General features: G+C 73.1%; 24 protein-coding genes. 15 read left to right on the forward strand and 9 right to left on the reverse strand.

Annotated features, from left to right (window positions below; genetic code table 11):
- Positions 1-29: 29 nt before the first annotated feature.
- The 6 genes from ACFV3E_RS01430 to ACFV3E_RS01455 all read left to right on the forward strand — a co-directional run bounded on the left by ACFV3E_RS01430 (position 30) and on the right by ACFV3E_RS01455 (position 4,979).
- The gene (locus tag ACFV3E_RS01430; protein ID WP_500532854.1) at positions 30-797 is read left to right on the forward strand and encodes a metallophosphoesterase family protein; all 768 of its coding nucleotides are present in this window, start codon (positions 30-32) and stop codon (positions 795-797) included.
- 97 nt (positions 798-894) lie between these two features.
- On the forward strand, positions 895-1,338 hold the full coding sequence (locus ACFV3E_RS01435) for an SRPBCC family protein (protein ID WP_500370049.1): 444 nt from the start codon (positions 895-897) through the stop codon (positions 1,336-1,338).
- Between the two features lies 1 nt (position 1,339).
- On the forward strand, positions 1,340-2,572 hold the full coding sequence (locus tag ACFV3E_RS01440) for an ArsA family ATPase (protein WP_500532855.1): 1,233 nt from the start codon (positions 1,340-1,342) through the stop codon (positions 2,570-2,572).
- Positions 2,573-2,640: 68 nt separating this feature from the next.
- A complete protein-coding gene (locus ACFV3E_RS01445; protein ID WP_500532856.1) occupies positions 2,641-3,042 on the forward strand; it encodes a DUF5304 family protein in 402 nt (133 codons plus the stop codon).
- A gap of 104 nt (positions 3,043-3,146) precedes the next feature.
- Entirely contained in the window at positions 3,147-4,088 is a 942-nt protein-coding gene (locus ACFV3E_RS01450; protein ID WP_500370052.1) for an ROK family glucokinase, read from the forward strand.
- Between the two features lie 126 nt (positions 4,089-4,214).
- Positions 4,215-4,979: an endonuclease/exonuclease/phosphatase family protein gene (locus ACFV3E_RS01455; protein ID WP_500532857.1), complete on the forward strand. Its 765-nt coding sequence runs from the start codon at positions 4,215-4,217 to the stop codon at positions 4,977-4,979.
- Between the two features lie 12 nt (positions 4,980-4,991).
- On the opposite strand, the gene ACFV3E_RS01460 is transcribed toward ACFV3E_RS01455, so the two are convergent.
- Positions 4,992-5,570, reverse strand: a complete 579-nt coding sequence (locus ACFV3E_RS01460) for a hypothetical protein (protein ID WP_500532858.1) — start codon at positions 5,568-5,570, stop codon at positions 4,992-4,994.
- Entirely contained in the window at positions 5,563-6,348 is a 786-nt protein-coding gene (locus ACFV3E_RS01465; protein ID WP_500532859.1) for an alpha/beta hydrolase, read from the reverse strand. Before ACFV3E_RS01465 ends, ACFV3E_RS01460 begins: the two co-directional genes overlap by 8 nt.
- Before the next feature lie 127 nt (positions 6,349-6,475).
- On the opposite strand from ACFV3E_RS01465, the gene ACFV3E_RS01470 reads away from it, so the two are divergent.
- The 5 genes from ACFV3E_RS01470 to ACFV3E_RS01490 all read left to right on the forward strand — a co-directional run bounded on the left by ACFV3E_RS01470 (position 6,476) and on the right by ACFV3E_RS01490 (position 11,141).
- The gene (locus ACFV3E_RS01470; RefSeq protein WP_500329891.1) at positions 6,476-7,195 is read left to right on the forward strand and encodes a lysophospholipid acyltransferase family protein; all 720 of its coding nucleotides are present in this window, start codon (positions 6,476-6,478) and stop codon (positions 7,193-7,195) included.
- A gap of 111 nt (positions 7,196-7,306) precedes the next feature.
- Positions 7,307-8,461, forward strand: coding sequence for a MacS family sensor histidine kinase (macS, locus tag ACFV3E_RS01475; RefSeq protein WP_500532860.1), 1,155 nt, complete (start codon positions 7,307-7,309; stop codon positions 8,459-8,461).
- A 17-nt stretch (positions 8,462-8,478) separates the two neighbouring features.
- On the forward strand, positions 8,479-9,138 hold the full coding sequence (locus ACFV3E_RS01480) for a response regulator (RefSeq protein WP_431959998.1): 660 nt from the start codon (positions 8,479-8,481) through the stop codon (positions 9,136-9,138).
- Positions 9,139-9,318: 180 nt separating this feature from the next.
- Entirely contained in the window at positions 9,319-10,347 is a 1,029-nt protein-coding gene (locus ACFV3E_RS01485) for a 6-phosphofructokinase (protein ID WP_500370059.1), read from the forward strand.
- A 131-nt stretch (positions 10,348-10,478) separates the two neighbouring features.
- Positions 10,479-11,141, forward strand: a complete 663-nt coding sequence (locus ACFV3E_RS01490; protein WP_500532861.1) for a uridine kinase family protein — start codon at positions 10,479-10,481, stop codon at positions 11,139-11,141.
- 45 nt (positions 11,142-11,186) lie between these two features.
- Here the strand turns inward: ACFV3E_RS01490 and ACFV3E_RS01495 are convergent, their stop codons facing one another.
- Both ACFV3E_RS01495 and erm read right to left on the reverse strand, forming a co-directional pair.
- Positions 11,187-13,130: an anthranilate synthase family protein gene (locus tag ACFV3E_RS01495; RefSeq protein ID WP_500532862.1), complete on the reverse strand. Its 1,944-nt coding sequence runs from the start codon at positions 13,128-13,130 to the stop codon at positions 11,187-11,189.
- 312 nt (positions 13,131-13,442) lie between these two features.
- Complete coding sequence (gene erm, locus ACFV3E_RS01500; RefSeq protein ID WP_500532987.1) at positions 13,443-14,195, reverse strand: 23S ribosomal RNA methyltransferase Erm; 753 nt, start codon at positions 14,193-14,195, stop codon at positions 13,443-13,445.
- 253 nt (positions 14,196-14,448) lie between these two features.
- Between erm and ACFV3E_RS01505 the strand changes: the two genes are divergently transcribed.
- Positions 14,449-14,973 (forward strand): anthrone oxygenase family protein, encoded by a 525-nt coding sequence (locus ACFV3E_RS01505; protein WP_500370062.1) that lies wholly within the window; start codon positions 14,449-14,451, stop codon positions 14,971-14,973.
- Here the strand turns inward: ACFV3E_RS01505 and ACFV3E_RS01510 are convergent.
- A complete protein-coding gene (locus ACFV3E_RS01510; protein ID WP_500532863.1) occupies positions 14,924-15,442 on the reverse strand; it encodes a hypothetical protein in 519 nt (172 codons plus the stop codon). The genes ACFV3E_RS01505 and ACFV3E_RS01510 overlap by 50 nt on opposite strands.
- Before the next feature lie 307 nt (positions 15,443-15,749).
- Here ACFV3E_RS01510 and ACFV3E_RS01515 point away from each other — a divergent pair, with 307 nt between their 5' ends.
- Both ACFV3E_RS01515 and ACFV3E_RS01520 read left to right on the forward strand, forming a co-directional pair.
- Positions 15,750-17,099 carry a class II 3-deoxy-7-phosphoheptulonate synthase gene (locus ACFV3E_RS01515; protein WP_499511392.1) on the forward strand — a complete coding sequence of 450 codons (1,350 nt, stop codon included), beginning with the start codon at positions 15,750-15,752 and terminating at the stop codon, positions 17,097-17,099.
- Positions 17,100-17,233: 134 nt separating this feature from the next.
- Positions 17,234-17,542, forward strand: coding sequence for a (2Fe-2S)-binding protein (locus ACFV3E_RS01520; protein WP_500532864.1), 309 nt, complete (start codon positions 17,234-17,236; stop codon positions 17,540-17,542).
- Between the two features lie 25 nt (positions 17,543-17,567).
- Here ACFV3E_RS01520 and bfr read toward each other — a convergent pair whose 3' ends face one another.
- Entirely contained in the window at positions 17,568-18,047 is a 480-nt protein-coding gene (gene bfr, locus ACFV3E_RS01525; protein ID WP_500532988.1) for a bacterioferritin, read from the reverse strand.
- A gap of 161 nt (positions 18,048-18,208) precedes the next feature.
- On the opposite strand from bfr, the gene ACFV3E_RS01530 reads away from it, so the two are divergent.
- Complete coding sequence (locus ACFV3E_RS01530; RefSeq protein ID WP_500370067.1) at positions 18,209-18,823, forward strand: sulfite oxidase-like oxidoreductase; 615 nt, start codon at positions 18,209-18,211, stop codon at positions 18,821-18,823.
- A 21-nt stretch (positions 18,824-18,844) separates the two neighbouring features.
- On the opposite strand, the gene ACFV3E_RS01535 is transcribed toward ACFV3E_RS01530, so the two are convergent.
- The 3 genes from ACFV3E_RS01535 to pknB form a co-directional block, all read right to left on the reverse strand.
- Positions 18,845-19,381 (reverse strand): DUF4396 domain-containing protein, encoded by a 537-nt coding sequence (locus tag ACFV3E_RS01535; protein WP_500532865.1) that lies wholly within the window; start codon positions 19,379-19,381, stop codon positions 18,845-18,847.
- Positions 19,382-19,470: 89 nt separating this feature from the next.
- Complete coding sequence (locus ACFV3E_RS01540; protein WP_500532866.1) at positions 19,471-20,376, reverse strand: deoxyribonuclease IV; 906 nt, start codon at positions 20,374-20,376, stop codon at positions 19,471-19,473.
- Positions 20,364-22,274: a Stk1 family PASTA domain-containing Ser/Thr kinase gene (gene pknB / locus ACFV3E_RS01545; RefSeq protein WP_500532867.1), complete on the reverse strand. Its 1,911-nt coding sequence runs from the start codon at positions 22,272-22,274 to the stop codon at positions 20,364-20,366. Before pknB ends, ACFV3E_RS01540 begins: the two co-directional genes overlap by 13 nt.
- Positions 22,275-22,420: the final 146 nt, after the last annotated feature.

Consider the following 22,420-nt stretch of genomic DNA (forward strand, 5'->3'; position numbering starts at 1 on the left):
CCCGCCCGGCGCGTCCTACAGTGATCGTCATGCGGGTCCATGTCGTCAGTGACGTCCACGGCGCCTCCGAGGCCCTCGCCGCGGCCGGCGAGGGCGCGGACGCGCTGATCTGTCTCGGCGACCTGATCCTCTTCCTCGACTACGCCGACCACTCGCGGGGCATCTTCCCCGACCTCTTCGGCGCCGAGAACGCCTCCCGCATGGTCGGGCTGCGCACCGCCCTGCGCTGGGACGAGGCCCGCGCCCTCGACCGCGAACTGTGGGCGGGGCTCGGCACCGACCGGCGCACTGCCATCGAGTCCGCCGTGCGCCGCCAGTACGCCGAGCTGTTCGCCGCGTTCCCCACCCCGACGTACGCCACCTACGGCAACGTCGACATCCCCGCGCTCTGGCCGGAGTACGCCCGGCCCGGCACCACGGTGCTCGACGGCACCACCACCGAGATCGGCGGCCTGGTCTTCGGCTTCGTCGGCGGCGGGCTGCGCACCCCGTACCGCACCCCGTACGAGATCGACGACGAGACGTACGCCGCCAAGGTGGCCGCCCTCGGCGAGGTCGACGTGCTGTGCTCGCACATCCCGCCCGCCGTCCCCGAGCTCTGCTACGACACCGTCGCCCGGCGCCTCGAACGCGGCAGCGAGGCACTGCTCGACGCGATCCGCCGGGTGCGCCCCCGCTACGCGCTCTTCGGCCACGTCCACCAGCCGCTCGTGCGGCGGATTCGCCTGGGCAGGACCGAATGCGTCAACGTCGGCCACTTCAACTCCACCCGGACACCCTGGGCACTGCGATGGTGACCGCCCCGGCGGTCTCCGGCCGCCCGACCAGGCGGTAGCCTTCACCAGCAGACATACAACAGCAGGTACGACGCGACGTCCCGGAGGGGCCACGGCGATGGCGGAACACACCAGGTCGAGCATCACCATCGACGCGGCCCCGGCCGATGTCATGGGCGTCATCGCGGACTTCGCCCGGTACCCGGAGTGGACCGGCGAGGTGAAGGAGGCCGAGATCCTCTCCGCCGGCGGCGACGGCCGTGCCGAGCAGGTCAGGCTCCTCCTGGACGCGGGCGCCATCAAGGACGACCACACCCTCGCCTACACCTGGGTCGGCGACAACGAGGTCCGCTGGACCCTGGTCAAGTCCCAGATGCTGCGCACCCTGGACGGCGCCTACATCCTGGCCCCGCTGGAGGACGGCAAGCGCACCGAGGTCACCTACCAGCTGACCGTCGACGTCAAGATCCCCATGCTCGGCATGATCAAGCGCAAGGCCGAGAAGGTCATCATCGACCGCGCCCTCGCCGGCCTGAAGAAGCGCGTCGAGTCCCAGGGCTGACGTGCGCACGCTCCTGGTCACCGGCACGGGCGGCGCCGGGCGCACGACGGTCGCCGCCGCCACGGCCGTGGCCGCGAGCTCGCCCGGGCGGCGTGTGCTGCTGCTCTCCACCGACCGCGACGCCTCCCTCGACGCGGTCCTGGGCCCGGTGCCGCCCCCGGCCGGGGACGGCGGCGGGCCGCGGCCGGACGGGGCGGCGCCCCTGCCCATCGCGCCGGTCGGGTCCGTACCGGGTCTGTGGGCGGCGCGCGTCGACGCGGCCGCCGCCTTCCGGGCCGACGCCGGGGCCGTCCAGCAACGCCTGGGCTCCCTGCTCGACCTGCTCGGCGCGGCCCCGCTGGACCCCGAGGAACTGACCGAACTCCCCGGCGCCGACGCCTTCGCGCTGCTGCGCGCCCTGCGGGACACCGCCGGCGGCTGGGACCTGGTGGTCGTCGACCTCCCGCCGGTCCACGACGCCCTCGCCGCACTCGCGCTGCCCGCGCAACTGCGGCGCTACATCGCCCGGCTGGTCCCCCAGGAGCGGCAGGCCGCCCGCGCCCTGCGCCCCGTCCTCGCCCAGCTCGCCGGTGTGCCCGCGCCCGGCGCCTGGGCCTACGAGGCCGCCGCCCGCGCCGACCGGGAACTGGCCACCGCCCAGGCCGTGATCGAGGACGCCGCCACGACCGTCCGGCTCGTCGTGGCCCCCGGCACGCACGCCGCCGACGCCGTGCGCCGGGCCCGCACCGGACTGGCCCTGTACGGCCACCGCCTCGAGGCCGTGGTCGCCAACCGGATGCTGCCCGCCGAGTCCCCGGACCCCTGGCTGACCGAACTGGCCGCCCACCGGCGCAAGGAAGTGCGCGCCCTGCGCGCGGAACTCGCCGGCACGCCCACCGCGCTCCACGAACTGCCCCACCTCGGCCGGGAACCACGCGGCGCCGAGGACCTCGCCCGGCTCGCCGCGCAGCCGCCCGCCGACGCGCCCGAGGGCCCCGCGGCGCCGTCGTGGACCACAGAGGACCGGCTCGCCGCCGAGGGCCACTTCCTCTGGCGGCTGCCACTGCCCGGCGCGACACGCGACACCGTCGACCTCGTACGCCGCGGCGACGAACTCGTCGTCGACGCCGAGGGATACCGCCGCATCCTCCCGCTGCCCTCCGCGCTGCGCCGCTGCACCGTGGCCGGTGCGGCGCTCCGCGACGGCGCGCTGCAGGTCCGGTTCGCCCCGGATCCCGGTCTTTGGCCCCGCTGAGCGCTGAAAGCGCCGCCCCCCTTCGGGTACCGTCGTGGGTACCAAGCCCGGAGCCTTACGGAGCCACCATGAGCGAATCCACGGACCGCGCGGGCCGCCCCGACACCGATTCCGACGCCTGGGCCAAGGCGAGCGCGGAGGACATCGCCGCGGAGAACGCCCGCCGACGGCAGCAGAGCGGACAGACCCCCGGCAGTGCCGGCGAGGAGTTGCGGCGTCTCGCGGAAGCGGTCACCGACCGCTTGTCGATGCTCCGCAGCCCTGCCGCCGAGATGGCGGCTCAGGGACTGATCTCGCAGGTCAAGCAGGCGGTGGAGCCGATCGTCGAGCGCAACCCCGAGGTCTTCGACCACCTCGCCGCCGCGGGCGCCGAACTCCTGGCCGCCTACCGCGCGGTGGTGAGCGGACAGGAACGACGCTGGACCTCCGGCGGGGACACCCCGCCCAGCGAACGCATCGACCTGGACTGAACGGCGCGACGCGGACCCGGGACGAGCATCGGGCCCGAACAGGGCGCGGGTCGCCCTCCGGTACGGTGGGACGCAGCGGGGCTCGACCGAATACTGAGGGATACATGGGACTCACCATCGGCGTCGACATCGGCGGCACGAAGATCGCGGCCGGCGTGGTCGACGAGGAAGGCGCGATTCTCGAAATCGTCAAGGTGCCGACCCCGCAGACCTCCGAGGGGGTCGTCGACGCCATCGCGAGCGCGGTGCACGACGTCAGTGTCGGCCACACGGTCGAGGCCGTCGGCATCGGTGCGGCCGGCTACGTCGACGACAAGCGCGCCACGGTGCTCTTCGCACCCAACATCCGGTGGCGCCACGAGCCGCTGAAGGACAAGGTCGAGCAGCGCGTCGGCCTGCCCGTGGTCGTCGAGAACGACGCCAACGCCGCGGCCTGGGGCGAGTACCGCTTCGGCGCCGGCGCGGGTCACGACGACGTCATCTGCATCACCCTCGGCACCGGGCTCGGCGGCGGCATCATCATCGGCAACAAGCTGCGCCGCGGCCGCTTCGGCGTGGCCGGCGAGTTCGGGCACATCCGCATGGTGCCGGACGGTCTGCTGTGCGGCTGCGGCAGCCAGGGCTGCTGGGAGCAGTACGCCTCCGGCCGGGCACTGGTGCGCTACGCCAAGCAGCGGGCGGTCGCCCAGCCGGAGAACGCCACCCTGCTGCTGTCGCTCGGCGACGGCACGCCCGAGGGCATCCAGGGCCAGCACATCAGCCGGGCCGCGCGTGACGGCGACAAGGTCGCGATCGACTCCTTCCGCGAGCTGGCCCGCTGGGCCGGCGCCGGGCTCGCCGACCTGGCCTCGCTCTTCGACCCCTCCGCCTTCATCGTCGGCGGCGGTGTCTCCGACGAGGGCGAGCTCGTCCTCGAGCCCATCCGCAAGTCCTTCCGCCGCTGGCTGGTCGGCGGCCAGTACCGGCCGCACGCCCAGGTACTCGCCGCCCAGCTCGGCGGCAAGGCCGGCCTCGTCGGCGCGGCCGACCTCGCCCGCCAGGGCTAGTCCCGGCGGTCACCCGCCCGGCACCGGTGCCCCCGTCACTCCCGGCACAGGAGTGACGGGGGCACCCGGCTTCCCGGCCGGGCTCACGCCGCCCCCGTGTGACCGCGCCGCCGCTACAGTGAGCCCGTGAGCGAGGGCCCGCTGCCGGAGCTGCCGGCGTCCCGTACCGAGCCGGACGGCTCCGCCGTCGTCCGTGTGCTGAGCTACAACATCCGCTCCATGCGGGACGACACCGCCGCGCTCGCCCGGGTGATCCGCGCCTGCGACCCCGACTTCGCGCTGATCCAGGAGGCACCCCGCTTCTTCCGCTGGCGCAAGGCCGTCGCCCGCCTCGCCCGCGCCTGCGGCCTGGTCGCCGTCACCGGCGGGGCCACCGCCACCGGGCCCCTCGTGCTGTCGTCCCTGCGGGTGCACGTGGAACGCGCCGAGGACGTCCTGCTGCCCCGCACACCCGGCCTGCACCGGCGCGGCTTCGCCACCGCCGTCGTGCGCGTCGGCGGCGCCCGCCTGTCCGTCGTCAGCTGCCACCTCTCGCTCCAGGCCCGCGAGCGCTACGACCAGGGCGGCATGCTGCTGGACCGGCTCGCCGCCATGGGCGAGCCGTACGCGGTCGTGGGCGGCGACCTCAACGACCGCCCGCAGGGCCGCACCTTCCGCCGGCTCGCCGGCGACCTCCAGGACGCCTGGGCGGCCCGGCCCTGGGGCGGCGAGTACACCTCCACCCCGTACGACCCGCACCAGCGGATCGACGCGATCTTCACGACCCCCGGCATCGAGGTCCTCGGCTGCGGGGTCCCGTACGGCCTGCCCGGGATCACCCCGTACGACCTGAGGGCGGCCACGGACCACCTCCCGGTCCTGGCCGCCCTCAAGGTGCCCGCGTCCGCCTGACGACGGCGCCGGTCAGACCACGGCGCCGCCGCCCGGCAGGTCGTCGTCCTCGTCGCCGCCCGGACGCATGCGCGTCACCAGGGTGGCGAAGCCGCCGAGGAAGCCGCCGACGCCGACGGTGAGCGCCCACCACGGCATCGGCTCCTGGAAGAGGACGAAGCCGAAGATCAGCAGCGGGCCGCCCACGGCGGCCAGCCACGCGAACTTCGTCGTCACGTCCGCCTCCGGCAGCGGCGGCGGCTCCGGCGGCTCGTAGTGCCCCTCGTCCGCGTCCGCGTCCTCGTCGAGTGCGTAGTCACGGGGACCGGACAGCACGGGGTGCAGGACGATACGCGTCGCGTCCGGCGCCGCGGGCAGCGCGGACGGGTCCGCCGTGCCCTCGCTCCCGTCACGCTCGCCGTCGGCCCCGCCCTCGCCGTCCCGCTCCGCCGCCGGGACGTCCTCGGCCGCGGGCCAGGAACCCGTCCCGGGCTCCGGGTCCTTCTCGTACGCCGCGACGATCTCGGCCCACGCCGACTCCTCGTCCAGCGGCGCGCGCTCCGGCTCGCCGCCCTCCGGCACCTGGCGACGCTCCTCCTCGGGCTCAGCCACTGGCCGCGTCCTCCTTTTCCGCCTGCTCTCCCGCACCCGACAGCCGCTCGACGAAGGCGTACGACTGCTCGAAGACCGTCTCCGCGTCGTGGTCCAGCGTCGCGACGTGGTAACTGCGCTCCAGCACCGTCTCGGTGACGTCCGTCGACGACACCCGGCTCAGCACGACCGCCGAGTTCGACGGGTGCACCACGTGGTCGACCCGGCTGTGCAGCAGCAGGAGCGGCTGCGTCACCTGCGGCAGCTCATGGCGTACCAGCGTCCAGAAACGGCTCAGTGAGTGCACCGCCCGCAGCGGGGTGCGGTCGTAGCCGACCTCCTGCGAGCCCTCCTTCGCGATGTCGCTCGCGATGCCCGGCACGGTGGGGACGAAGTGGCGCAACAGGGGAACGACCTTCAGCTGATGGCTGTCGGCCTTGACCGAGGGGTTGACCAGGGCGATGCCACTGACCGCGGCGCCGTGCTGCGCGGCCAGCCGCAGGGTCAGGGCCCCGCCCATCGACATTCCGAAGACAAACACGCGGTCACAGCGCTCGGACAGCGCGCGGAATTCCCGGTCCACCTCCGCGTACCAGTCCTCCCAGCCGGTGAGCTGCATGTCCTGCCAGCGCGTGCCGTGCCCCGGCAGCAGCGGTACGGACACGGTCAGGCCCCGCTCGGCCAGGTACTCGGCCCACGGCCGCATGGACTGCGGTGTGCCGGTGAATCCGTGGCACAGCAGGACACCGACCTCGCCGCCGTCGTGGCGGTAGGGCTCGGCTCCGGGCATCAGCGGCACCGTACGTCTCCTGTTCGGTGGAATGCGCGAAAAGCGATACCTCACAGTACGCGGACGGCCGACACCGGGGGAGAGCACCGGCGGATCTGGCGTTAAGGTCTTCCCGTCAGACACAGGAGGTCATCGGTTGTTGTACGGCGTGATGAAGATCGCCATCGGGCATCCCCTGCGGGCCGCGTTCCGGCCGTGGGTGGAGGGGATGGAGCACATCCCCAAGCAGGGAGCGGCGATCCTGGCGAGCAACCACCTGTCCTTCTCGGACTCCTTCTTCCTGCCGGCCGTGCTCGACCGCAAGGTCACCTTCATCGCCAAGGCCGAGTACTTCACCACGCCCGGCATCAAGGGCAAGCTCACCGCCGCCTTCTTCAAGGGCGTCGGCCAGCTCCCCGTGGACCGCTCCGGCGCGCGCGGCGCCGGCGAGGCCGCGATCAACAGCGGGATAAAGGTCATCGAGGCCGGCGAGCTCTTCGGCATCTACCCCGAGGGCACCCGCTCGCCCGACGGCCGCCTCTACCGCGGCAAGCCCGGCGGCCTGGCCCGCATCGCGCTCGCCACCGGCGCGCCCGTGATCCCGGTCGCCATGATCGACACGGAGAAGATCCAGCCGCCCGGCCAGGTCATGCCCAAGCTGATGCGCCCCGGCATCCGGATCGGCAAGCCGCTGGACTTCAGCCGCTACATGGGCATGGAGCACGACCGCTTCATCCTGCGCTCGGTCACCGACGAGGTGATGTACGAGATCATGAAGCTCTCCGGCCAGGAGTACGTGGACATCTACGCGACCGCCGCCAAGCGGCAGATCGCCGAGGCGGCCAAGAAGCAGCAGCAACAGCACGGCGAGTCCTAGCCGGACGCGCCCGGGGGAAAAGGGGGACGGCCCATGGCCGGGGAGAAGACCGGCGCGACCGGGGGGAGACCCGGCGGGTCCGCCGCCGCGCGGCCCGCACGCGTCACACGCATGTCCGTCGAGCAGCCGCTGTGGCGCGCCCTCACCGGCTACCGGCTGCTGACCGCGGCGTACGCCATCGGGCTCTACGCCGCCGCCTACCACGAGCACGCACACCCCCTGGCAGGCGCGGCCTACATGGCGGTGCTCGCCGTGTGGACGCTGGCCACCGTCGGCAAGGTGAGCTCGCCCCAGCGCTGCACCAGGCCCTTCCTCATCGTCGACCTCGGCGTCGCGATCACCGGCATCCTCATCACCCCGGCCGTCGAGGCGCACCAGCGCATCCTCGACGGCGGCCCCACCCTCCCGTCGATCTGGACCGCCGGCTCCGTGCTCGCCTTCGCCATCAAGGGCGGCTGGCGCTGGGCCGCCGCCGCCTCCTGCCTCGTCGGCGGCGCCAACCTCGTCGAACGCGGCGCGCCGGCCCGCGACACCCTCCACAACGTGCTCTTGGTGGCCATCGCCAGCATCGCCATCGGGTACGTCGTCGAGGTCGCCCGCGCCAGCGAACGCACCCTCGCCCGCGCCCTGCAGATCGAGGCCGCCACCCGCGAGCGGGAGCGCCTGGCCCGCGACATCCACGACAACGTGCTGCAGGTGCTCGCCATGGTGCAGCGGCGCGGCGCCGAGATCGGCGGTGAGGCCGAGGCCCTGGGCCGCATGGCGGGCGAGCAGGAGGCCGCCCTGCGCGCCCTGGTCACCGACGGTGCCGCCGCCCTGCCGTCCCCCCGCGGTGCCACCGGCGCCGATGCCGGTGCCGGCGCGGGCCAGGACCCGGACGCGCCCCGCGACCTGCGCCCGCTGCTCTCCCCGTACGGCAGCGCCCGGGTCACCGTCGCCGCCCCCGGCACCCCCGTCCTCGTCCCGGCCCGCGCCGCACGCGAACTCGCCGCCGCCGTGGGCGCCGCCCTGGAGAACGTCCGCCGGCACGCGGGCGAGGACGCCCACGCCTGGATCCTGGTCGAGGACGAACCCGGGGCCGTACTGGTCAGCGTCCGCGACGACGGCCCCGGCATCCCCGAAGGCCGCCTCGCAGCCGCCGAGGCCGAGGGCAGACTCGGGGTCGCCCAGTCCATCCGCGGCCGGCTCCGGGACCTCGGCGGCACGGCGGAACTGGTGTCGGTGCCCGGGCAGGGGACAGAAGTCGAGTTGAGGCTCGCGAAGTGAGGGAGGAGATTGGGGTCATGGCGGTGAAGGTGATGGTGGTCGACGACCACCCCATGTGGCGGGACGCGGTGGCCCGCGACCTCACCGAGGCCGGATACGTGGTGGTCGCCACCGCCGGCGACGGTCCGGAGGCGGTGCGGCGCGCCAAGGCGGCGATGCCCGAGGTGCTCGTCCTCGACCTCAACCTCCCCGGCCTGTCCGGTGTCCAGGTCTGCAAGGACGTCATCGCCGACAACCCCGCCCTGCGGGTACTGGTGCTCTCCGCCAGCGGCGAGCACGCGGACGTCCTGGAGGCAGTGAAGTCCGGTGCCACCGGCTACCTGCTGAAGTCCGCCGGCCGCGAGGAACTCCTCGACGCCGTCCGCCGCACCGCCGTAGGCGACCCCGTCTTCACCCCCGGCCTCGCCGGACTCGTCCTCGGCGAGTACCGGCGCCTCGCCTCCGACCCCGCCCCCGCCGCGGCCGACACCCCCGAGGCGCCCCGCCTCACCGACCGCGAGACCGAGGTCCTGCGGCTCGTCGCCAAGGGGCTGAGCTACAAGCAGATCGCCGAACGGCTGGTCATCTCCCACCGCACCGTCCAGAACCACGTCCAGAACACCCTCGGCAAGCTCCAGCTCCACAACCGCGTCGAACTCGTCCGCTACGCCATCGAGCGCGGACTGGACGAGGAATAGCCCCGACGCAGCCTCCGGGGGCGCGCCCGCCAGCGCCGCGCGCCGCCCGGAAGGGTGAAATCGGCGGACCAACATCCCCGCGGATCAAGGGATTTCACCGAACGGCCCATCCCACCTGTGACGCCGGTCACGCTAGCGTCGTGGGCGCAGGCAAATGGTGCGAACGGGAAGGGATGGATCATGCGAGTTGGCGTGCTGACCGGCGGCGGAGACTGCCCCGGGCTCAACGCGGTCATCCGTGCCATCGTGCGCAAGGGTGTCCAGGAGTACGGATACGAGTTCACCGGTTTCAGGGACGGCTGGCACGGCCCCCTCGAGGGCGACACCGTGCCGCTCGACATCCCCGCCGTGCGCGGCATCCTCCCGCGCGGCGGCACGATCCTCGGCTCGTCCCGCACGAACCCGCTCAAGGCGGAGAACGGCGTGCGCCGCGTCAAGGAGAACCTCGCCAAGTACGAGGTCGACGCACTCATCGCGATCGGCGGCGAGGACACCCTCGGCGTCGCCACCGCCCTGTCGGACGAGTACGGCGTCCCCTGCGTCGGCGTACCCAAGACCATCGACAACGACCTGGCGGCCACCGACTACACCTTCGGCTTCGACACCGCCGTCAACATCGCCACCGAGGCCATCGACCGCCTCCACACCACCGCCGAGTCGCACATGCGCGTCCTCGTCGTCGAGGTGATGGGCCGCCACGCCGGCTGGATCGCCCTCCACTCGGGCCTCGCCGGCGGTGCCAACGCCATCCTCATCCCCGAGCAGCGCTTCGACGTCGACCAGGTCTGCGCCTGGGTGGAGAGCCGCTTCAAGATCCGCTACGCGCCCATCGTCGTGATCGCCGAGGGCGCCATGCCCAAGGACGGCGACATGGTGCTCAAGGACCAGTCGCTCGACTCCTTCGGCCACGTACGGCTCTCCGGCGTCGGCGAGTGGCTCGCCAAGGAGATCGAGAGGCGCACCGGCAAGGAGGCCCGCACCACCGTCCTCGGCCACATCCAGCGCGGCGGCACCCCCAGCGCCTTCGACCGCTGGCTCGCCACCCGCTTCGGCCTGCACGCCATCGACGCGGTCCGCGACCAGGACTGGGGCAAGATGGTCGCCCTGCGCGGCACGGACATCGTCCGCGTCCCGCTGCGCGACGCGACGGCCCAGCTCAAGACGGTCGATCCGCGGCTCTACACCGAGGCGGCCGTCTTCTTCGGGTAAACACGGCGTTTCCCCGGCGCCGTCTGCGCTTTCCCCGCTTGCCATGGGCGATCACGCGGCCTTACATTCCCTGCACCCGGCTTGTCCGGCCGCTTCGTCTATCCCCCTTGAGCACATGAGGAGCGCCCGGCATGACGGGTGTACTGGCGGTCGCAGGCGGCACCGCATCCGGCAAGTCCACCCTTGCCGAGGCCCTGTCGCTGCAGTGTCCCGAGAGCATCGCACTGGTCCATCTGGACGACTACTACGTGCCCGCGCACGATCCCCTCGGGGGCGTGTGGACGGTCAGCGCCGGCGGGCACGCCATCCTCGACTGGAACCACCCCGGCTCCATCGACGAGCCCGCCGTCAGCGCCGCGATCGACGCGGCGCTGGCGCGGCCCGGGGTGCGCCTCGTGGTGGTCGAGGGCCTGTTCGCCCTGACCCTGCCGTCGGTACGGGAACGGGCGGACTGGCGGGTGTACGTGGACGCCCCCGACGACGTCCGGCTGGCCCGCAAGATCCTCCGCAAGATCGAGGTCCAGCGGCAGGACCCGCGGCTGTCCCTGCTGAACTACCTGCAGAGCGGACGGGACCGCCACGTCGCCCACGTCGCACCGTCGCGGGCGCTGGCCGACCTCGTGGTGGACGGCCTGAGCGAGGGCCCGGACATGGTGGCGGCGGTGCTGGGTCTCATCGGCCCCCTCCTGTCGCCCGTCCCCGGGCCCGTGCCCGACCCGGTCCCCGCCGCCCGCCCCCGCCGGCCCCGCGCGGTCACCCCGCGGACGCACCAGCTTCCGGCGGCCGCGGTCTGACCTGCCGGAGCCGCGTGCGGGGCGCGGCGGCGGGTCGCAGGCACGTCAGCCCGCCACCGTCACCCCGGCCAGGAGTTCCGCCACGATCGCCGTGCCGTTGAGAGTGAGCACGGACTCGGGGTGGAACTGGACGCCCGCGAAGCCCGGGCCGCGCAGGGCGTGGACGTCGCCGGTGGCGGGGTCGCGGCTCAGTTCGACGCGGTGCATGGCGAGCTCCTCCGCCGTCGCGTCGTCGCAGCGGGCGGTGAAGGAGTTGTAGAACCCCACGGTCTCCGCCTTCCCGAACAGGTCGACGGGTGTCTGCGCGCCCTGGAAGGGGACGTCCTTGCGGACGATGTCGAGGCCGAGTTCGGCGGCGATCAGTTCGTGGCCGAGGCAGACCCCGAGCAGGCCGTGCCGGTGGCCGCGGACGAGTTCGGAGGCGAGGCCGCGCAGGAGGGCCATCTTGGGGTCGCCGGTGTCGGACGGGTCGCCGGGCCCCGGACCGAGGACGACCGGGCCCTGGTGTGCGAGGGCGGCCTCGCGCAGTCCCGGGGCGTCGAAGCGGCGCACGGTGACCTGCAGCCCGGACGACCTCAGCACGTGCGCGAGCATCGCGGTGAAGGTGTCCTCGCCGTCCACCACGAGGGCGTGCCCGGTCGGCGTGCCGGGCTGCTCCGCGGTGCGCATGCGCAGCCAGAACGGGGCCAGGTTCCGGCGGCGTCCGTCCAGCGCGGCCCGCACCCGGATGTCGTCGCCGAGCGGTGGCCGGTCCGCCGCCGGGCCCGGCGCCCGTCCGGGCCGGACCCCCAGCGCGGCCAGCACGGCCGCCGCCTTCGCGTGCGTCTCGGCGACCTCCGCGTACGGGTCGGAGCGCCGGACGAGGGTCGCGCCCACCGGGACCTTCAGGCCGCCCGCGGCGTCGACGTCCGCGGTGCGGATCAGGATGGGCGAGTCCAGGGTCTGTGCCCCGCCCGCATCGCGCCCGATCAGGGCGAGGGCGCCGGCGTAGTAGCCGCGGCCGCCCGGCTCGTGGCGCTCGATCACCCGGCAGGCGTTCTGCACCGGCGAGCCGGTCACCGTCGCGGCGAACATCGTCTCGCGCAGCACGTCCCGCACGTCCATGCTGCTGCGGCCGCGCAACTCGTACTCGGTGTGCGCCAGGTGCGCCATCTCCTTCAGGCGCGGGCCGACGACGACGCCGCCGAGGTCGCCGACGGTGCACATCATCTTCAGTTCCTCGTCGACCACCATCGTCAGCTCCTCCACCTCCTTGGCGTCCCGCAGGAAGGCGAGCAGCCCCTCCGCGTCCGGCCCCTGCGCGGGGTAGCGGTAGGTGCCGCTGATGGGGTTCATGACGACCGTGCCGCCGGCCATCCGCACGTGCACCTCGGGGCTCGCGCCGACCAGGGTCCGCTCCGGGGTCCGCACCACGAACGTCCAGTAGGCGCCGCGCTCGCCGTCGAGCAGCCGACGGAACAGCGCGAGCGCGTCGGCCGCCGCGAACCCCGGGATCTCCCCGCGGAAGGTGCGCCGGATGACGAAGTTCGCGCCCTCGCCGCGCCCGATCTCGTCCTCGATGACGCGCTCCACGATCCCGGCGTACGTGTCGTCGTCGACGTCGAAGGCCCCGCCTTCCACGCGCACCGCGTGCGCGGGCAGGGCCGCCATGAGCTCGGGGAGCGGCAGCTCGTAGGTCTCACGGGGCCGCAGCACGACCAGCGGCGTCCCGTCGTTCCGCACGTCGAAGCCGCGCTCCCTGATCTGCCGGTACGGCACGAGCGCCAGTGCGTCCACCGCGGGCCGCACCCCTTCGGGTGCCCCGGTCGGCAGCGCGATGTCGGTCAGCCGCTCCGCCGTCGTGACCGGGCCGAGCAGCACTTCGACGATGTCCGTGTCCCGGCCGGGCGCTCTGCGCCTGAGCAGCGCGAAGGGCGGGCACGCGGGGTCCAGCAGCCGTTCGACGAGCGCGGCGGCGGGGGGTGCGGTGCTGGGATCGTGGTTGTCCACGGCGGTTCCTTCCGGTCTTCGGCGAGGGAAGGGACGGCCGCGCAAACACCGAAGGCCGCCCCTCGGGCGGCCTGAGCGTCTGCCTGTGCGTACGCGCTGCTAGTGGGCCGCCGGATCCGCGGTCCACCACCACTGCAGGTGCGTCTGCTGCGCGTACATGTTCCGCACCCTAACGCATCCGCCCACGACGCGGCGGCCCCGTCCCACGCCTTCGGGTGTCGTTCTGAACCGGCGCAACCGGCCCGGCCCGGACCTCGTCCTGGTCCGGGCCGGGCCGGCGCGGCGGGATCGGGCGGCTGCAGCCGCCGCCCCTCACCTCACCAGCCGCCACAGGGACGCCCATTGCCCGGCCGTGAGGTCCTTGGGGAGGGCGTGCGGGGGGACGCGTTCGGCACGCAGCCAGTCGCGCAGTGCCGTGCGGTCGAAGTGGCCGGTGCGGGCGAGGACTTCGCGCAGGCCGCGGCCCGGGCCGGTGAACACCCGCTGGACGAAGGCCTGGTAGGCGCGGCGGTCGCCGGTGACGAGCGGCTGCGGGCGCCGGGTCATGGTCAGCAGTCCGCCGTCGACGGAGGGTGCCGGGCGGAAGGCGCGGGCGGGGACGCGGGAGTGGAGGGTGAAGTCGTACCAGGGCCACCAGGAGGCGGTGAGCATGCTGGCGCCGCCGACGCCCGCGCGGCGGCGGGCGACCTCCCACTGGACGAGCAGCACCGCGCACTCCCACCGGTCGGCGGCCAGGACGCGGCGCATGATGGTGGTCGTGAGGTGGAAGGGCAGGTTGCCGACGATCACGTGCGGTTCGCGCGGGAAGCGGTAGCGCAGGACGTCGGTGGTGACGACGTGCGCGCCGCGCGGGAGCCTCCGCTGCAGGCGCTGTGCGCGCCCCGGGTCGATCTCCACGGCCGTGAGGGGGCGGCCGGTGCGGCTGAGGGGGAGGGTCAAGGCGCCGTCGCCGGGGCCGATCTCGACGATGGGTCCGCTGGTGGCGGCGACGAGGGCCTCGATGGAGGCGATGACGGTGCGGTCGGTGAGGAAGTTCTGGCCGAGCTCGTGCCGGCCGCCCACCATGGACCGGTGGTGAGGCATGGGTGTGCACTCCGCGACATGAGAGGTTCCGACGATGGACCCGATGCCGCGGCGAAGAGCGCCGCGGCTATGCCCGGCGCAGCCTGATGCAGTAGGTGCAACCCATGTGCCGCACGGTATCCCGGTCCCGGTCGGTTCCGCACGCGGTTTTCCGCGGTCTCCGTGTGGACGCTCGCGTATGGGGCGGAGCGTCCGGGCCATGTTCCGTCTCACCGGGCGTGGCTTCACTGGTCGCATGACTTCCCGAGACGCCGTCCTCGTCGCGGCCACCGTCGCCGTCGGCCTCATGGCCGGGCTCTTCTTCGCCTTCTCCGTCGCCGTCATGCCGGGTCTGGCCAAGGCGGCCGACCGTACGCTCGTCGACGCGATGCAGCGCATCAACGCCGCCATCCAGAACGGCTGGTTCCTGCTGGTCTTCGGTGGTTCGCTGCTGCTGTGCGCCGCCGCGGTGGCGCTCTGCCTGCGCGACGGAGGCCGCGGTCCGCTCCCGTGGGTGATCGCCGCGACCGTGCTCTACCTGGCGGTGCTCGTCGTCACCTTCGGCGTCAACATCCCGTTGAACGACCGGCTGGACGCGGCGGGCGACCCCGGGAGCCTCGCCGATCCCGCCGCCGTGCGCGAGCGGTTCGAGGCGGCCTGGGTCCGCTGGAACCTGGTGCGCACGCTCTTGTGCACGGGGGCGCTGGGCTGCCTGGGCCAGGCGCTCGTCCTCAGCGGCCGCGCCGCCGTGGAAGCGGCGCGTCGCACAGGGCGCATGTGAAGTCGCCGTCCTTGACGAGGTTGCGCCGGCCGCACCGCGGGCAGTGCCGGAAGACGACCGCCTGCGTGAACCAGCCGGGGCGGGTGAGCCCCGCCCGGTCCAGGGCTTCCGCCAGGGCGGGCCAGGACGCCTCGGGGTCGGGGCAGTAGCCGGTCGACTGGTTGCCGACCTCGGTCACCTCCCACCCGCCGTCCTCCCGCGCGGCGAACGTGATCTCCCCGGCGGCCAGCACGGGCCCGCCCCCGGCGCACGCCACGTGCTCGCTGCGGCGCGGCGCCAGACGGAGCGTGCCGGCCGGGTCGACGACGTAGGTGAAGGGCTCCTCGCGGTCGGCGGCGGCGGCGCCGTCCAGCCACTCCCGGACGTCGTCCGGTGACCGCACCGCCAGGCCCGCCGCGTCGGGCCGCACCACGGCGGCCCGGATGTCGTCCGGCCCCACGTACGGGAACGCCTCGGACGGTGTCGGCATGACGGCGGCCCCTTCTGTCCGTGCTCCGGTGTGCGGGCTTCGGCGTTCGTGCTTCGGTGTGCGGGCCGAGCGTATGCCCCGGGCGCGGGCCGTCTCACTGGGTGGACTCCGCGGTGGCGCCGTGGGCCGGACGCGCCGTCGCCGTACGCCGGGCGGCGCAGGCGCGCGGGGCCGGGGAGGGCTCGGCCTCCGGGCCCCGGCGGCCTGCGCCGGGCGGGTCGGACGGGGCTCCGCGGGGGTCACTCGGTCGTCTCATCCTCTGGTCCGATGCGCAAAGGAACGGACACGACCACGTAATGTGGGCTGCGTGACCGTGAACGCTGAAACCCACGCCGGGCGCCAGACCTGGCGCTCACTGCCCGCGGCGCAGCAGCCTGAGTACCCCGACCCCGAGGCTCTGCGCGAAGTGATCGCGGACCTCGAGTCGTATCCGCCGCTCGTCTTCGCAGGCGAGTGCGACCAGCTGCGCGACCGCCTGGGGGCCGTGGCCCGTGGTGAGGCGTTCCTGCTGCAGGGCGGCGATTGCGCGGAGGCCTTCGACCAGATCGGGGCCGACCAGATCCGCAACAAGCTGAAGACGCTGCTGCAGATGGGCGCCGTCCTGACCTACGCCGCGTCCGTGCCGGTCGTGAAGGTGGGCCGGATCGCCGGTCAGTACAGCAAGCCGCGTTCGAAGCCGACGGAGACCCGGGGCGGGGTGACCCTCCCGACCTACCGCGGCGACTCGGTCAACGGCTTCGAGTTCACCGAGGCGGCCCGCGTGCCGGACCCGGAGCGGCTCAAGCGCCTGTACAACGCGTCCGCCGCGACGCTGAACCTCGTACGGGCCTTCACCACCGGCGGCTACGCCGACCTGCGGCAGGTGCACGCCTGGAACCAGGACTTCGTGAAGTCCTCGCCGTCCGGGCAGCGCTACGAGGCCCTGGCCCGGGAGATCGACGGCGCGCTGAACTTCATGCACGCCTGCGGCGCGGACCCCGAGGAGTTCAAGACCGTCGAGTTCTACGCCTCGCACGAGGCGCTCCTGCTCGACTACGAGTCGGCGCTGACCCGCGTGGACTCCCGCACCGGCCGGCTGTACGACGTGTCCGGCCACATGGTCTGGATCGGTGAGCGCACCCGTCAGCTCGACCACGCGCACATCGAGTTCGCCTCGAAGATCCGCAACCCGCTCGGTGTGAAGCTCGGCCCGACGACCACGCCCGAGGAGGCGCTGGCGCTGATCGACCGGCTGGACCCGGACCGCGAGCCCGGCCGGCTGACCTTCATCACGCGCATGGGCGCCGGCAAGGTGCGCGAGCTGCTGCCGAACCTGGTGGAGAAGGTCACCGCCTCGGGCGCGCAGGTCGCCTGGGTGTGCGACCCGATGCACGGCAACACCTTCGAGGCGGCCTCCGGCCACAAGACGCGCCGCTTCGACGACGTGCTCGACGAGGTCAAGGGCTTCTTCGAGGTGCACCACGGCCTCGGCACCCACCCTGGCGGCATCCACGTGGAGCTCACCGGTGACGACGTGACCGAGTGCGTGGGCGGCGGCGACGAGATCTTCGTCGACGACCTGCACCAGCGCTACGAGACGGCCTGCGACCCGCGGCTCAACCGCAGCCAGTCGCTCGACCTGGCCTTCCTGGTGGCGGAGATGTACCGCGGCCAGTAGCGGCGGCCGTTCCCTGCGGACCCTGAGAGGGGCGCGGATCACATCGATCCGCGCCCCTCGTCGGTTTTCAGCCACTCGCCCGGCGGGTAAGGTTAGGTTAACCTCAGGCCGGGATCGAGAGAGAGGGGAACCGCGTGTACGTCTGCTCATGCTTCGGCATCACCGAAGAGCAGGTCAAGCAGCATGCGGATGCCGGCCGTTGCACCCCTCGTCAGATCGCCTCCGCCTGCAAGGCGGGCACGGACTGCGGATCCTGCGTGCGCCGGATACAGGCGCTTCTCGGCCGCGGCGACGGCTGTGCCACCCGTACGAAGCTCGACACGGCGAAGCCCGGAGCGCCCGCGGAGCCCCTCGGCGCCCCCGCGCCGGCCTCCCTGCCGGTCCCGCCCGCACTGCCGGTGCCGGTCGCGGTCCCGCTGCCCGCGGCGGCCAGCGCCGCCTGAACCGCTGCGGCCCGGCCGACGGCCGTCAGCTGTCGGGCTGCTCGATGACCTGCGCGATGTACAGGGGCTCCCCGAGCTTCCCGATGAGCTCGAGCTGGGTGTCCAGGTAGTCGATGTGGTGCTCCTCGTCGGCGAGGATGTCCTCGAAGATGTTGGCCGACGTGATGTCGCCCTTCGCCCGCATGACCTCGATGCCGCGCTTGAGGCGGTCGATCGCCTCGACCTCGACCTGGCGGTCGGCCTGGAACATCTCGGTGAGGGTCTGCCCCACCCGGACGTGGAAGAGCCGCTGGTAGTTCGGCAGTCCGTCGAGGAAGAGGATGCGGTCGGTCAGCACCTCGGCATGCTTCATCTCGTCGAAGGACTCGTGCCGCGTGTACTTGGCGAGCTTCGTCCAGCCCAGGTTCTCCTGCATCTTGGCGTGCAGGAAGTACTGGTTGATCGCCGTCAGCTCGCCCGTCAGCTGCTCGTTCAGGAACTCGATGACCTCGGGGTCGCCCTGCATGGCAAGCCCGTCCTTTCCGGAGGAATCCACACGATGGGCGCATCTTCGCACCGCCGGTGGAAGCGATCCAGTAAGTTCACACTTACTCCGGTGGCCCGGGTTGTCATACTTTGACCTGGTGCTGGTCGGTAGCACTGCATCCGGTCTGTCACCATGGACGCATGGGTCAGTCCGAACGCCGCGAAGGGGAGCTTCCTCCCGGACAGCGGCTCCAGCGGGGCTGGCCGGTCACCCACTACGGTCCGGTGCCCAGGTTCAAACCCGAGCGCTGGGAGTTCCAGGTCTTCGGCGCCACGGCGGACGGCGGCAAGCGTGCGTGGGGCCACGAGGAGTTCGCCGCGCTGCCGTACACGACGGTCACGGGCGACTTCCACTGCGTGACCAAGTTCAGCATGCTCGGCGTCGAGTGGGGCGGTGTCTCCACCGCCGAGATCCTGCGGCTGGCGCCGCCCGCGCCGGACGTCACGCACGTCATGGTGTGGGCCGAGTACGGCTTCAGCTCCAACCTGCGGCTGGCGGACTTCGCCGACCCCAAGTCGATATTCGCGACCCACCGCGGCGGGGAGCCGCTGACCGCGGAACACGGCTTCCCGGCCCGGCTCATCGTGCCCCACCTCTACGCCTGGAAGGGCCCCAAGTGGGTCAGGGGCGTGGAGTACATGACGTCCGACCGCCGCGGCTTCTGGGAGGAGCGCGGCTACCACAACCTCGGCGACCCCTGGAGCGAGCAGCGCTACTCGTACCAGGAGGAGCCCGGCGACGGGCCGGAGTTGTAGCCGCCGGGCCTCCGCAGTGGGTCAGTGGTACCGGTGGACGACCGCGTGTCCCTTGCCGCGGCCGATCATCCACTTGTTGACGGGTGTGGTCACCAGGAAGGCGACCACGAAGGCCAGCGCGAGGCTGATCCAGAACAGCGCGTCCGACAGCGTGGCGTCCATCGCGCCCGGGAACAGCAGGATCGTCCCGTTGTCCGCGAGTTCCATGAAGATGATCGAGACGGTGTCGGCGGCGAGCGCCACCCGTACGGCGCTGCGCAGGTCCAGGCCGGCCCGCAGGACGCCGCGCATGGTGAGCGAGTAGCCGAAGACGAAGGCCAGGACGATCGCCAGGGTCATCGTCGGGACGTTGTGCCAGCCGAGGGCCGTGCCGATCAGCATGCCGAGGACCTCGCCGATCGCACAGCCGGTGAGGCAGTGCAGCGTGGCCTGGACGGCGGTGCCCCAGGAGGCCGGGCCGGTGTGGTGGGCCGCCGTGTGGTGCTCGTGGTGGGACTGCTCGTGGTGGGACTGCTCGTGGTGGGACTGATGCCGGTGGGAGTGCTCGACGTGCTGCATCCTGCGTCCCCCAGGGATGAGTGCGGGTGTCGTCGTGCGTGCTCGCTGCCTAACGTATTACCCCCCTGGGGTATTCCCGCCCGGTCCGGTCAGCCCGGGCGCAGCGACTTCAGCACGGCCACGTCCGTGGCCATCCCGGTGCCCTTGGGGCCGCCGTTGGGCGTCTCCACGACCAGCGGCACGCCCTGCGTGGCGGGGTGCCGGAACAGCTCTCCGAAGGCGGCGGCACCGATGTGACCGGCGCCGATGTTCTCGTGGCGGTCCTTGTGGGCGCCGGCGACGTCCTTGGAGTCGTTGGCGTGGACGAGCTTCAGCCGCCCCTCGCCGACCGTCGCCACCAGCTCGTCCAGGACGGCCTTGACCCCGCCGGCCGCCGCGAGGTCGTGCCCGGCCGCGAACACATGACAGGTGTCCAGGCAGACCCCCAGCCGCGGGTGGTGGTCCAGGGCGTCGAAGTACGGGCCCAGGTCCTCCACCAGCGAGCAGAGCGAGAAGCCCTGCCCCGCGGTCGGCTCCAGCAGCAGCCACGGGTCGTCGTCGTGCGTCAGCTCCTCCAGCAGCGGCAGCATCCGCTCCCGTACCTGCGCCAGCGCGGTGGCCCGGGAACGGCCGCCGGTCGCCGACCCGGTGTGCACGACCGTGCCCAGGGCGCCGATCGCCCGCCCGCGGCGCAGCGAGTGGCGCAGCGAGTCCACCGAGTGGTCGACGGTCGCCCCGGTGTGCGAGCCGAAGTTGATCAGGTACGGCGCGTGGACGTACGCGGGGAGTCCCTGCGCGGCGCAGCGCTCGCGGAACTCCTCGTCCTGGCGCGGACTGCCGGGCGGGGTCGCCCACCCGCGGGGGTTGGCAACGAAGACCTGCACGGTCTCGGCGCCCATCCGCGCGGCCTCCGCCAGCCCGGTGGTGGCCAGGCCCCCGGCCACGGCGACATGGCCGCCGACGGGGTTGCGGAGCGCGGCGGCGGCGCCGCCATCGGACGTGACTATCGCACCCACAGTGTGATCGTGCTGCCCTTCGGTGCCTCGGTGCCGCCGGCGGGCGACTGGTTGTTGACCTGGCCGGTGAAGAAGAACTGGATGACGCGCACGTCGAAGCCCGCGGCCTCCAGCTTCGCCTTCGCCTTGTCGACGTCCAGGCCCTGCACGTCCGGGACCAGGACCATCTCCTGGCCCTTGGAGACCTGCAGCGTGACCGTGTCCCCGGCCGCCAGCCGCGTGTTCGCGCCGGGCGTCTGCCCGGCGACCGCGCCCTCGTCCGCCTGGTCGGAGTAGACCTGCCGCGGGTCCACCTTGACCCGCAGCCCGGCGTCCTCCAGCTGCCGGCGGGCGTCCTCCAGCGGCTGCCCGACCACGTCGGGGGCGTCGACGGGCGCGCCCTTGCTCACCACCAGCGACACGGCCGAGTCCGGCCGGCGGCTCGCGCCCGAGCCGGGGTCGGTGGAGATCACCCGGCCCCGCGGCACCTCGTCGCTGAACTCCCGGGAGACCGTCCCCGGGCTCAGCCCGGCGGCCTTCAGGCGCCGCCTGGCCTCCGCCAGCTCCTCGCCCACCACGCCCGGGACCTTCACCCGTTCCGGGCCCTTGGACACGGTGATCGTCACCGTGCCGTTGTCGCGGATGCGCTCGCCGGTGCCCGGGTCGGTGGAGGCCACCTTGCCCTTGGTCATGGCGGGGTCGAACGCCTCGACGACCTCGACCCGCAGCCCGGCGTCGCGCAGCTGGCGTTCCGCCTGCGCCTGCGGCAGCCCGACGACGGCGGGGGTACGGGTGAACTGGCCGTCGTTGATGTACCAGATGCCCGCGCCGACGCCGAGGACCAGCAGCAGGGTCGTCACGACGGCGATGGCCCCGGGACGCCGCCGGGGCCGGGTCGCCGTCCGGGACACCGCCCGAGCCGCCGCCCGGGGCTGCTGCCGGGTCGGCTCGGGCGAAAACTCCAGGCGCGCGGTGCGGTGCACCACCGTCGTCGGTTCCTCGGCGCCGGCCGGTGCCGCGGGGGCGTGCACGGGGGTCCGCGCGCCCGGCGGCACCAGGTCCAGCTGCTCGGGCGTCATGCCCTGGCGCACCGTATGCAGCCGCCGCAGCAGCTCCGCGGCGTCCGCCGGACGCCGGGCGGCGGCACGCGCGGTCGCCTCGGCCACCAGCGCGTCCAGCTGTGGGGGCAGCCCGGGGGAGGCGGCGGACGGGGCGGGCACGTCCTCGTTCACCAGTTGGTAGACCACCTGCACGGGCGTCCCGCCAGTGTGCGGCTTGAGGCCGGTGAGCATCTCGTAGAGCAGCACCCCGCACGCGTACACATCGGTGCGCTCGTCGGTCGTGGGGCTCTCGACCTGCTCCGGCGCCATGTACGAGACCGTGCCGAGGACACCGCCGGCGGAGGTGTTGGTGTGCGTGCCCGCGATCCTGACCAGGCCGAAGTCCGCCACCTTGACGCGGCCGTCGTCACCTATGAGGACGTTCTCCGGCTTCATGTCGCGGTGCACCAACCCCGCGCGGTGCGCCGCGCCGAGCGCGGCCAGCACGGGCTCCAGGATGTCCAGCGCGGCGCGGGGCGGCAGGGCGCCGCAGTCGCGCAGCACGTCGCGGAGGGTGCAGCCCGCGATGTACTCCATGGCCAGGTAGACGTAGGTGCCGTCGGCGCCCTGGTCGTAGACCTGCACCACATTGGGGTGGTCGAGGCGCGCCACCGTCTTCGCCTCGCGGATGAAGCGCTCCACGAAGCCGGGCTCGGCGGAGAGGGCGGGGTGCATGACCTTCAGGGCCAGCACCCGGTCCAGGCGGGTGTCCAGCGCCCGGTACACCGTCGCCATGCCGCCGACCGCGATCCGGGACTCCACCCGGTAGCGGCCGTCGAGCGTCTGCCCGACGAGCGGGTCCTGAAGCGTCGTATCCACGAAGGTGCAGTTTACGGTGCCGACATGACCCTTCTGGGCTAACGCGCCCAAGTTGTACCTCACCCGTGCGGTACCGCGACCGCCCCGTGACCCGCGCTGCGATGTGCCATGGGTCGGGCGCGGCCCCGGTCCGGCGCGGACCCCCG

Source organism: Streptomyces sp. NPDC059718 (assembly GCF_042733315.1).
Taxonomy (GTDB): domain Bacteria; phylum Actinomycetota; class Actinomycetes; order Streptomycetales; family Streptomycetaceae; genus Actinacidiphila.

Excerpts from the sequence above, each read along its gene's own strand:
- ACFV3E_RS01430 (WP_500532854.1), top strand. The coding sequence starts at position 30 with ATGCGGGTCCATGTCGTCAGTGACGTCCACGGCGCCTCCGAGGCCCTC.
- bfr (WP_500532988.1), bottom strand. The coding sequence starts at position 18,047 with ATGCAGGGCGACCCCGAGGTCATCGAGTTCCTGAACGAGCAGCTGACG.
- ACFV3E_RS01505 (WP_500370062.1), top strand. The coding sequence starts at position 14,449 with ATGACTTCCCGAGACGCCGTCCTCGTCGCGGCCACCGTCGCCGTCGGC.
- ACFV3E_RS01485 (WP_500370059.1), top strand. The coding sequence starts at position 9,319 with ATGCGAGTTGGCGTGCTGACCGGCGGCGGAGACTGCCCCGGGCTCAAC.
- ACFV3E_RS01530 (WP_500370067.1), top strand. The coding sequence starts at position 18,209 with ATGGGTCAGTCCGAACGCCGCGAAGGGGAGCTTCCTCCCGGACAGCGG.
- ACFV3E_RS01480 (WP_431959998.1), top strand. The coding sequence starts at position 8,479 with ATGGCGGTGAAGGTGATGGTGGTCGACGACCACCCCATGTGGCGGGAC.
- ACFV3E_RS01490 (WP_500532861.1), top strand. The coding sequence starts at position 10,479 with ATGACGGGTGTACTGGCGGTCGCAGGCGGCACCGCATCCGGCAAGTCC.
- ACFV3E_RS01510 (WP_500532863.1), bottom strand. The coding sequence starts at position 15,442 with ATGCCGACACCGTCCGAGGCGTTCCCGTACGTGGGGCCGGACGACATC.
- ACFV3E_RS01435 (WP_500370049.1), top strand. The coding sequence starts at position 895 with ATGGCGGAACACACCAGGTCGAGCATCACCATCGACGCGGCCCCGGCC.
- ACFV3E_RS01450 (WP_500370052.1), top strand. The coding sequence starts at position 3,147 with ATGGGACTCACCATCGGCGTCGACATCGGCGGCACGAAGATCGCGGCC.
- macS (WP_500532860.1), top strand. The coding sequence starts at position 7,307 with ATGTCCGTCGAGCAGCCGCTGTGGCGCGCCCTCACCGGCTACCGGCTG.
- ACFV3E_RS01535 (WP_500532865.1), bottom strand. The coding sequence starts at position 19,381 with ATGCAGCACGTCGAGCACTCCCACCGGCATCAGTCCCACCACGAGCAG.
- erm (WP_500532987.1), bottom strand. The coding sequence starts at position 14,195 with ATGGTGGGCGGCCGGCACGAGCTCGGCCAGAACTTCCTCACCGACCGC.
- ACFV3E_RS01445 (WP_500532856.1), top strand. The coding sequence starts at position 2,641 with ATGAGCGAATCCACGGACCGCGCGGGCCGCCCCGACACCGATTCCGAC.